Origin of the sequence: Arthrobacter sp. H41 (assembly GCF_000520535.1) — a bacterium.
Lineage (GTDB): Bacteria > Actinomycetota > Actinomycetes > Actinomycetales > Micrococcaceae > Arthrobacter_D.
In genome coordinates this window covers 13,997-23,597 of sequence record NZ_KI914786.1, presented here as the reverse complement: position 1 = coordinate 23,597, position 9,601 = coordinate 13,997, and the positions used below count along the sequence as shown (strand labels likewise).

Here is a 9,601-nt window from a genome sequence, read left to right as displayed (position 1 = left end):
GGCAAGCCCGCCCTGGTGGTCCTGGTCTTCTTCCGCGGGGCTCATGCTTTCCGCCCTGCCGCTTCGATCACGAGCGCCGCAACACGCTGGTCGGCGTCGCGCACGCCCTGCCCGGCAGCCGCGGCGCCCATGGTGGCGAGTGCCGCGGAGTCCGGAAGCAGGTCGGTCACGGTGGCGGTCAGCCACTGCGGGGTGAGTTCGGAGTCCTCGACCAGCAGCGCGCCTCCGGCGGCCACCAGCGACGCGGCGTTCAGGCGCTGCTCTCCGTTGCCGTGGGACAGCGGCACCAGGATCGATGGAAGGCCGACGGCGGCCAGTTCGCACACCGTCGCCGCGCCGGCCCGCGCGAGCAGGAGGTCCGCTGCGGCGTAGACGCGTTCCATGCCGTCCACGTAGTCGAGCTGGTGGTACCCGGGAAGCGCCAGCGCACCGCCGTCGGCCGCGAGGACCTGCTTCCCGCGGCCGGTGATGTGGAGCACCTGCAGCCCGGCCTCCACGAGTGCCGGCACGGCGGCGGCCACCGCACGGTTGATGCTGACGGCACCGGAGGATCCACCGGTGACGATCAGGGTGGGCCGCTCCGGATCGAGTCCGAGGCCCTGCCGGGCATTCGCGCGTTCCCGTGCCCGGTCCAGTCCGGAGATCTCAGGGCGCATCGGCATGCCGACCCATCGGGCCTTCGGCAGGTCCGCGTCCCGGAATGCCACGGCCACGGTGGTGGCGATGCGGGCACCGAGTCGATTGGCCAGGCCGGGGCGCGCATTCGCCTCGTGGATGAGGACGGGGATGCGCCGCAGCCAGGCCGCCAGGTAGACGGGAGTGGCAACGTATCCGCCCACCCCGACCACGACGCCGGCTCCTGCCGCGTCGAGGATCCGCAGTGCCTGGCGCACCGCACGCAGCAGCCGGAACGGTAGTTTCAGGAGGTCGGAGGACGGGCGCCTCGGCATCGGCACGCGGTCGATGGTGCGAAGCTCGAATCCGGCGGCAGGCACCAGCCGGGTCTCCATGCCTGATTCAGTGCCGACCACGAGGATCCGTGCGTCGGGCTCCTGCTCGGAGATGGCGTGTGCAATGGCGAGCAGCGGGCTGATGTGGCCCGCTGTGCCACCGCCCGCCAGGACGGCGGAAAGCGGTTCGCTGCGTGTCATGGCGCTGTGGGTTCTCTTTCGGGGGTGGCTGGGGAGGCGGACCGGGTAGTTGCGTCGCCCGGAATCTTAGGACTCTTGCGGGCGAAGGACAACAGCACACCGACAGCGGCCAGGGTGAAGGTCAACGCCGACCCGCCGTAGGAGATGAAGGGCAGCGGCACGCCGATGACGGGCAGGAGACCGGTGACCATGCCGATGTTCACGAACGCCTGTCCGATCAGCCACACGAGGATCGATCCCATCAGGATGCGGACGAACGGGTCCGTATAGCGCATGGCCACCCGGATGGTGGCAACTGCCAGGATACCGAACAGGGCGACGACGAGCGTTGCCCCGATCAGGCCGAACTCCTCACCGATGATCGCGAAGATGAAGTCGTTGTGGGCCTCCGGGATCCAGTTCCATTTCTGCCGGCTCTGGCCGATTCCCACCCCGAACCAACCGCCCGATGCCATCGCGAACAACCCGTTGTCGGCCTGCAGGCAGAGGTCCGCGCCGTTGTCGCAGTTCAGCCGCAGCCAGGCGGCGATCCGCCCGCCGCGATTGTCGCTCGTCACCACGAGGAGCAGCACGCCGATGATCCCGGCGATGCCGGCCAGCGTGAACATCTTCAGGGGTGCTCCGGCGAAGAACAGGGCGGCCGCGAGGATCATCATGAGGATCATGCCGGTGCCGAGGTCGCCACCCGCCAGCACCAGCAGGATGGGAAGCCCTCCGATGGGAAGGGCCGGGACCACGGCGTGTTTCCAGTTCCGGATCAGTGCTTTCTTCCGCTCGAGCACCGTGGCGAACCACAGGGCGAGGGCCAGCTTCGTGGGTTCGGAGGGCTGGAAGCTCTGGTTCCCGATCTTGATCCAGTTCTGGTTTCCGTTGATGTTTTCACCGATCAACAGCACGAGGACGAGAAGCACGATCGCCACGCCGAGCCCCGGCCAGGCCAGTACCCGGTAGGCCTTCGGCCCGAGCCGGGACAGGATGAGCATCATCACCACCCCGGCGGTCGCCCACACCGACTGCTTCAGGAACAGGGCGAACTCGTCCTCGCCGTCCGAGATCGCTTCGACGGACGACGCCGAGAGCACCATCAGGAGGCCGATGGCCGTCAGTGCCAGCGCGGTTCCGAGGATGAGGTAGTAGCTGGATCCGCTCGGCGCGCGGTGGGTCCCCTCCAGGAGGTTCCAGGCCCTTCTGAGGCCGCCCGCCGCCTGGGTCCTTGCCGGTACCGCCCCGGCCGGGGCTCCGGAAGCCGCCGGCNCGGCTGGTGCCCGCCGGGCCTGGTTGGCGTGGTGACCATCTACAACTCCTCCGAGGTTCTCGCCTGCCCCTCCAGAACCGCACGCACTGCCTCCAGGAAGGCGGTGCCCCTGTGGGCGTAGGAAGAGAACTGGTCCATTGATGCTGCGGCCGGTGCCAGGAGCACTGTGTCGCCGTTCCCGGCGAGCCGTGCGGCCTCCGCGACCGCCCGATCCATGACGGCCCGGCCGTACGCGGGATCCGCAGCACCGTCCGGAAACTGTCCTGTTCCAGTCTGCCGGTCGAGGGTCGGAACGACCGGGACATCGGGAGCGTGTCGGTCGAGGGCCTCCCGGAGGGCGGCGACGTCCTCACCGATCAGGACGACGGCTTTCAGCCGCCGGGCGTGGGTGAGCACGAGGTCGTCGTACCGAACCCCCTTGGAGAGGCCGCCGGCCACCCAGATGACGGAGGTGAATGCGGCGAGCGAAGCGGCAGCGGCGTGCGGATTCGTGGCCTTGGAATCGTTGATCCACAGCACTCCGGCCTCGTTGCCCGCGATCTGGATGCGGTGCTCCCCCGGCCGGTAGGCACGGATACCCTCGCGGACCGCCGCCGGCGCCACTCCGGCGGCACGTACGAGCGCGGCGGCTGCAAGCGCGTTGGCGACCAGATGACGCGGGACCACCTCGCCCAGTTCCCGCACCGATGCCAGTTCGGCCGCCGAGTCCTTCCGCTGCTCGATGAACGCCCGGTCCACCAGCAGGTCCTCCACCACGCCCATCATGCTGACCGCGGGGGTGCCGGTGGTGAAACCGACGGCCCGGCAGCCCTCCTGTACTTCTGCGTTCTCCACCATGACCTCGGTCTCGCGCTGATCCACGTTGTAGATGCAGGCGACCTTCGTCCGCTCGTACACTTTGGCTTTCGCCGCCGCATAGGCGTCATAGCCGCCGTGCCAGTCCACATGGTCCTCGGCGATGTTGAGGCAGACACTTGCGAGCGGTGCCAGGGAATCGGACCAGTGGAGCTGGAAACTCGAGAGCTCCACAGCGAGGAAGTCGAAACCCTGCGGATCCCGGACCACGTCGAGGATCGGCGTGCCCACGTTGCCGGCGGCCACGGCCCGTTTGCCTGCGGCGAGCAGCATCGACTCGGTCAGTCCCACCGTGGTCGTCTTGCCGTTGGTGCCGGTGATCGTCAGCCACTCCGCCGTCGGACGCCCCTGCCGGATCCGCACGCGCCAGGCCAGCTCCACGTCGCCCCAGATCGGGATGCCACGGCGTGCGGCGTCGGCGAGCAGCGGCTGGGCCGGGCTCCAGCCGGGTGAGGTGACGACGACGTCGGGCGCCTCGCCGTCGACCAGCGGCACCGTGAGTGCGTGCCCGCTGCCCAGCAGGACAGCTCCGGCACCGACGATCCGAAGCGTGTCGGCCTTCGCCCGGTTCTCGGGTGAATCGAGGCCGTCGACCACCACGACGTCGACGCCGAGCTCGAGGAGGGTGTCGGCAGCCGAGAAGCCTGACGCTCCGATGCCGGCCACCACGGCTCGGAGGCCGCGCCAGGGAGAGTCCCAGGTGGTGAGGCTGCTGAGCCTCGCGGCCGGTGCCGATTCGTCCGGGGACGGTGTACTGATCAACCCACAACCCATTCCGCGTAGAAGATACCGAGGCCCACCGCGACGAAGAGACCGGCGAGGATCCAGAAGCGCACCACGACGGTGACCTCCAGCCAGCCCTTGAGCTCGAAGTGGTGCTGGAGCGGTGCCATCAGGAAGACCCGCTTTCCTCCGGTGAGCTTGAAATAGCCCACCTGGATGATCACGGAGAGCGTGATGACCACGAACAGGCCGGCCAGGATGACGAGCAGCAGTTCGGTCCGCGAAAGGATCGCGAAACCGGCGATCGCACCGCCGAGTGCGAGGGAACCGGTGTCCCCCATGAAGATCTTCGCCGGCGACGTGTTCCACCACAGGAACCCGACGAGCGCCCCGCAGAGGGAAGCTGCCAGGAGGGCGAGGTCAAGCGGATCGCGCACCTCGTAGCAGACGTTCCCCACCACGCGGGAGGAGCCGCAGCTCTGGTTGGACTGCCAGATTCCCATCAGCATGTAGGCGCCGAAGACGAGGATCGAGGCTCCTGCCGCCAGGCCGTCCAGCCCGTCGGTGAGGTTGACGCCGTTCGAGGTTCCCGTGATGATCAGGTTCGCCCACAGCACGAACAGGATCGCTCCGCCCACAGTTCCGGCGAAGGCGAAGTCGAAGGAGGTGTCACGGATGAACGAGACGGCGGTGGAGCCTGGGGTCCGTCCCTCCTCGTTGGGGAACTGGAGTGCGAGCACGCCGAAGACGACACCGACCGTGGTCTGGCCCGCGATCTTCGCCGGGGCGCTCAGCCCGAGGCTCCGCTGTTTGGAGATCTTGATGTAGTCGTCGAAGAATCCGACGAGTCCCATGCCCCCCATGAGCAGCAGGAGGAGCAACCCGGAAGCGGTGGGCCCGTTCGAGCCGCCCACCATCCCCATCACGAGGTGTGTCAGGGAGTAGGCAAGGAGCACTGCACCCACGATGACCGCACCGCCCATCGTGGGAGTGCCGCGCTTGGTGTGGTGCGCGGTGGGGCCGTCGTCGCGGATGAACTGTCCGTAGCCCCTGCTGACGAGGAGTCGAATGAACAGGGGCGTCCCGAGGAAGCCGATGACGAGGGCGGTCGCCGCTCCGATCAGTATCGCGATCACGGCCGGATCCCGCTTTCAGGCGCGCTGCCCGCGATGGAAGGGCCGGCGCTCACACTGCTGGAGGCGGTGAAACTGTCGCCGAGGAAACGCAGACCTGCGCCGTTCGAGGATTTGAAGAGCACGATGTCCCCCGGTGCAACTTCGGCCCGGAGAATCTCGCCTGCCGCGGCGGCGTCGGTCACGTGGACGGCTTCGTCGCCCCAGGAGCCCTCGAGTACTGCGCCGTTGAAGAGCGCACGGGCGTTGTCCCCCACCACGATCAGCTTCGAGATGTTCAGCCGCACCACCACGCGCCCCAGGAGGTCGTGTTCCTCGATGGACCGTTCGCCCAGCTCGAGCATCTCGCCCAGCACGGCCCAGGTGCGCCGCTGGCCCCCACCGAGTTCGGCCAGGGTGCGTAGCGCGGCCCGCATCGACTCGGGATTGGCGTTGTAGGCATCGTTGATGATCGTGACGCCGTCGTCGCGCTCGGTGCGCTCCATTCGCCACCGGCTCGCCGCCTGCTGCGTACGGAGGGCCTCCGCGATACGTGCGCCCGGCACTCCGACGGCCCAGCCCACGGCCGCGGCCGCGAGCAGGTTCGTCACCTGGTGGAGGCCCAGCAGGGGTGAGGTGATCCGGTGTGTCCCGCCGTCGGGCAGGACGAGCGTGAAGTCGGGGTGCCCCTCGGGGGTTGTGGTGCTCTCCAGGGCGGTCAGGACGGTGCCGTCGTCGGTCGGAAAATCGGTGGACGAGGTGAAGTACAGCTTGTCCGCAGCGGTGCGGGTCCTCATGGCCAGGACGCGCTCGTCGTCGGCGTTGAAGACGGCGGTCTTGCCGGCGGGAAGCGCCTCGAAGAGCTCGCCCTTGGCGGCGGCGATGTTCTCGACGCCGCCGAACTCCCCGGCGTGGGCGGACCCGACACCGAGGACCACACCGATATCGGGCTGGACGAGGCCTGCCAGGTAGCCGATATGCCCGGGTTTCGTGGCGCCCATCTCGATGATGAGATACCGCGTGTCGAGGCCGGCCCTGAAGACCGTGAGCGGCACCCCGACCTCGCCGTTGAAGGATCCGCCCGGAGCGATGGTGGGAGCTTCGGCCGCCAGCATGCCGGCCAGGAGGTCCTTCGTGGTGGTCTTGCCGGCCGACCCGGTGATCCCGATCACTGTCAGGCGCCCGGCGGCCCGGATCCGGCGCACCGCTTCCGCCGCGAGGGCTCCCATGGCCAGCACCGCGTCGGCGACGATGACCGCAGGAAAGTCCGCGCCGTCGCCGGTGGCCGAGACGGGCCGCTCCGCCAGGGCGAGGACGGCACCGCGCTCGGCTGCCTGCGGCACGAACAGGTGGCCGTCCGAGCTCTCTCCCGGCTTGGCGATGAAGAGGCTGCCCGCCGTGCACTCGCGGGAATCGGTGGCTGCGGAGGTGACAATTCGGGAGGGTTCTGCCTGGGCGGAGCGTGAAAGATAGCCCCCGGTGATTGCCGCGATCTCGGCTGCGCTGAATTCAATCATGACGGTTCAGGATTCTATCCCCGCCTGCGGAAGCACAGAGAATCCGTGCCTTGTCAACGCGGCGGCCAGTTCCACGCGGTCGTCGAGGGAAAGGTTGACGCCCTTGACCTCCTGCCACACTTCGTGTCCCCGGCCTGCCACCACGATGGTGTCATCGGGGCCCGCCAGCTTCACCGCGTGCTCGATCGCCGCGGCGCGCGGGAACACTTCGAGCACCTCGGTGGGCAGCGAGCCGTCGCGGACGGCCGCGGCGGCACCCGCCAGGACGCCGGCGCGGATGAACGCGTCATCCTCGTCGTGCGGATCGTCGTCGGTGACGATGACGACGTCGGCCGATCGCGCTGCGACGGCGCCCATGATGGGCCGCTTCGTTTCGTCCCGCTGCCCCGTCGCCCCGAAAACGACGATCACGCGGGACCCGTCCCGCCGCACCGAGGAGAGGGTGCGCCCCAGGGCGTCGGGGTTGTGGGCGAAATCGACAATGCCGGCAGGACGATCACTGATCACCTGCATGCGCCCGGGAACCGGGATGGTGAACGGATCCCGGCTGTCGGCGGCGCGCTGCACCTCGTCGACGGGCACACCCGAGGCGACGACCATGACCGCCGCCAGAGCGGCGTTGGAGATGTTGAAGGTCCCGGGCAGCCCGCAGCGCAGGGAAAGGGTTACGCCGTGGGGCCCGGTGAGCGTGAAGGCGTGGCCGAGGCCGTCCTGCCCGATGCCGCCCACCCGCCAGTCGGCGGCAGCGCCGTCGCCGCCTGCGCCGTCGGAGTGTCCAACCGTGTGCCCGGCGTCCTGCCCATCAGTGTGTCCGTCGGTGTGTCCATCGGTGGTCAGCAGCGTGATGACGGGATGGGCCGCTTCGCGGGCAAGCCGCTGCCCCCAACCGTCATCCACGGTGATGACCCTTGCCCGCGCGTGCGCCGCATCGAAGAGTTGGGCCTTGACCGCGAAGTAGCTTTCCATGTCGCCATGGAGATCGAGATGGTCCTGGGTCAGGTTGGTGAAGCCCGCAACATCGAAGACGACCCCGTCCACGCGCCCGAACTCGAGTGCATGCGAGGACACCTCCATGGACGCCGCCGTCAGCTTCCGCTCCCTCATCAGCGCCAGCAGTGAATGCACCTGGGGGGATTCGGGCGTGGTGAGCAGGCTGGGAACGGGGTCTTCGCCGGCGAGGATCTCGATGGTCCCGATCAGCCCGGTGGTGCGGCCCAGCGCACGGAGCAGGGAGTTGAGGAAGTAGGTGGTGGTGGTTTTGCCGTTGGTTCCGGTCACCCCGTAGAGCGCTGGACGCTCGACGCCGTCGGGCTGGCTCCGGAACACCAGCCGGGACAGCGGTCCCACCAGCACCCGCGGGTCAGCGGCGGTGAACACCGGCACGCCGTCGAGCTCGACGGCTCCGATGAGGGAGGCGCCCGCAGCGTCGGTCAGGACGGCGGTGGCGCCCCTGGCGACGGCGAGGCCGGCGAACTCGGCGCCATGGCGGCGGGCGCCCGGCAGCGCGGCGTACAGGTCCCCCGGCAGCACGGAGCGGGAGTCGAGTGCCACTCCCGTCACCGCCACGTCCGAGCGTTTCGAGGTGCCAACCGGAACGGAGCCGTAGTGGACCGCGGGCAGCCCCGACGGCAGTTGCTGCAGCGCACGCAGGAACTGAACGGTCTCGACGCTGCGGGGCCTCATGACGTCGGGTCTCCCGGGCGTCGGGTTTTTGGGCGATGAGCTGGGCAATTTTCCTGGATCTCCCGGCTCAGTACTCGACCGGGTAGGTGTCGGGCTTGCTGGTGGAGGGGGCAATGTTGTTCGTGTTCAGGACCTGCTTCATGACCTTCTGGAAGGAATAGCCCGGAACCAGGTAGTAGAGATCACCCTGGGGCCGCTGAAGCGTCACCACCACCACGTATTCGGGGTCTTCGATGGGGGCCATTCCGGCATAGGAAAGAGTGTAGCCGTCGTACCCGCCGTTGGCCCCGGGAGCCTCTGCAGTGCCCGTCTTTGACCCCACCCGGTACTGCTCGAGTGCGCCGGTCTTCCCCGACCCGTCAACGGTCACCGTCTCGAGCATCTTCTGCAGCTGGAGTGCCGTCTCCTCGGAGACCACCTCGGTCCCTTCGTCCTCGGGAAGCTTGTGCTCGGTGCCGTCCGGATCGATGTAGGCGTCGACCAGCCGCGGCTCCAGCTTCACGCCGTCGTTGGCGATCGCCTGGAAGACCATTGCCGTATGCAGCGCAGTCTGGGCGAGGCCCTGGCCGAAGAGCACTGTGTACTGCTGGCGGTCGTCCCACTCCTCGGGCGGCGCGAGGATGCCGCTGGACTCCTGGTTGAGGCCGGTGTTGAGCTTCTCGCCGATGCCGAACTTCTTCAGCCAGTCGTAGCGCTCCTGCTTGGTGAACTGCTCCCCGATCATGACGGTTCCGGTGTTCATCGACTTCGCGAAGATTCCCGCAGCCGTGCGGCGCTCGGTTCCGTGCTGGAAGGCGTCCTTGAAGGTCTGGCCGTCCACCGTGTACGTGTTGTCCAGCTCGAACTGCGAGGTCGGCTCGATGATGCCCTCCTCGAGTGCCGCGGCCATGGTGATGAGCTTGGTCGTGGAACCGGGCTCGAAGGCAGCACTGACCGAGCGCGGCTGGCGGTCCTCGGGAGAGGTGGCACCGGGGAAGTTCGGATCAGGTGTTGTCGATTCGGCCATCGCGCGGATGGCGCCGGTCTTCGCCTCGACCACCACGATGTTCCCCCACTCCGCGTCGTATTCCTCGACCTGCGACGCGATGGTCTGCTGTGCGAACCACTGGAGGTCCTGGTCGATCGTGAGCTTCACGGACTGACCGTCCACAGCAGGGACGTCCTCGTTGGTGGCGTAGGGAATCCGGATGCCGTCACCGCCGATCTCGAAGGTCCGGCTGCCGGGCTCACCCTCCAGCTGATCCGTCAGGGAAAGCTCAAGGCCCTCCCGGGCCTTGCCGTCGGGCCCCACATAGCCGATGATCG

Annotated in this window: 7 protein-coding genes; all 7 read right to left on the bottom strand. The window is 68.3% G+C overall.

The features are described 5' to 3' along the window. Positions 1 to 41 precede the first annotated feature (41 nt). Complete coding sequence (gene murG, locus Y705_RS0107440) at positions 42 to 1,151, bottom strand: undecaprenyldiphospho-muramoylpentapeptide beta-N-acetylglucosaminyltransferase (protein ID WP_026532402.1); 1,110 nt, start codon at positions 1,149 to 1,151, stop codon at positions 42 to 44. Further along, complete coding sequence (gene ftsW, locus Y705_RS0107435) at positions 1,148 to 2,236, bottom strand: putative lipid II flippase FtsW (RefSeq protein WP_049822425.1); 1,089 nt, start codon at positions 2,234 to 2,236, stop codon at positions 1,148 to 1,150. Before ftsW ends, murG begins: the two co-directional genes overlap by 4 nt. Before the next feature lie 209 nt (positions 2,237 to 2,445). Beyond that, positions 2,446 to 4,035: a UDP-N-acetylmuramoyl-L-alanine--D-glutamate ligase gene (gene murD, locus Y705_RS0107430; protein WP_049822424.1), complete on the bottom strand. Its 1,590-nt coding sequence runs from the start codon at positions 4,033 to 4,035 to the stop codon at positions 2,446 to 2,448. Beyond that, positions 4,020 to 5,120, bottom strand: a complete 1,101-nt coding sequence (gene mraY, locus Y705_RS0107425; protein WP_026532400.1) for a phospho-N-acetylmuramoyl-pentapeptide-transferase — start codon at positions 5,118 to 5,120, stop codon at positions 4,020 to 4,022. The genes murD and mraY overlap by 16 nt, the downstream gene beginning before the upstream one ends. After that, positions 5,117 to 6,613 (bottom strand): UDP-N-acetylmuramoyl-tripeptide--D-alanyl-D-alanine ligase, encoded by a 1,497-nt coding sequence (locus Y705_RS0107420; RefSeq protein WP_026532399.1) that lies wholly within the window; start codon positions 6,611 to 6,613, stop codon positions 5,117 to 5,119. Before Y705_RS0107420 ends, mraY begins: the two co-directional genes overlap by 4 nt. 6 nt (positions 6,614 to 6,619) lie before the next feature. Continuing rightward, positions 6,620 to 8,296, bottom strand: coding sequence for a UDP-N-acetylmuramoyl-L-alanyl-D-glutamate--2,6-diaminopimelate ligase (locus Y705_RS0107415; protein ID WP_049822423.1), 1,677 nt, complete (start codon positions 8,294 to 8,296; stop codon positions 6,620 to 6,622). Between the two features lie 67 nt (positions 8,297 to 8,363). After that, positions 8,364 to 9,601 (bottom strand): peptidoglycan D,D-transpeptidase FtsI family protein (locus Y705_RS18210; protein ID WP_081737884.1); only part of this gene is annotated, 1,238 nt, incomplete at its 5' end.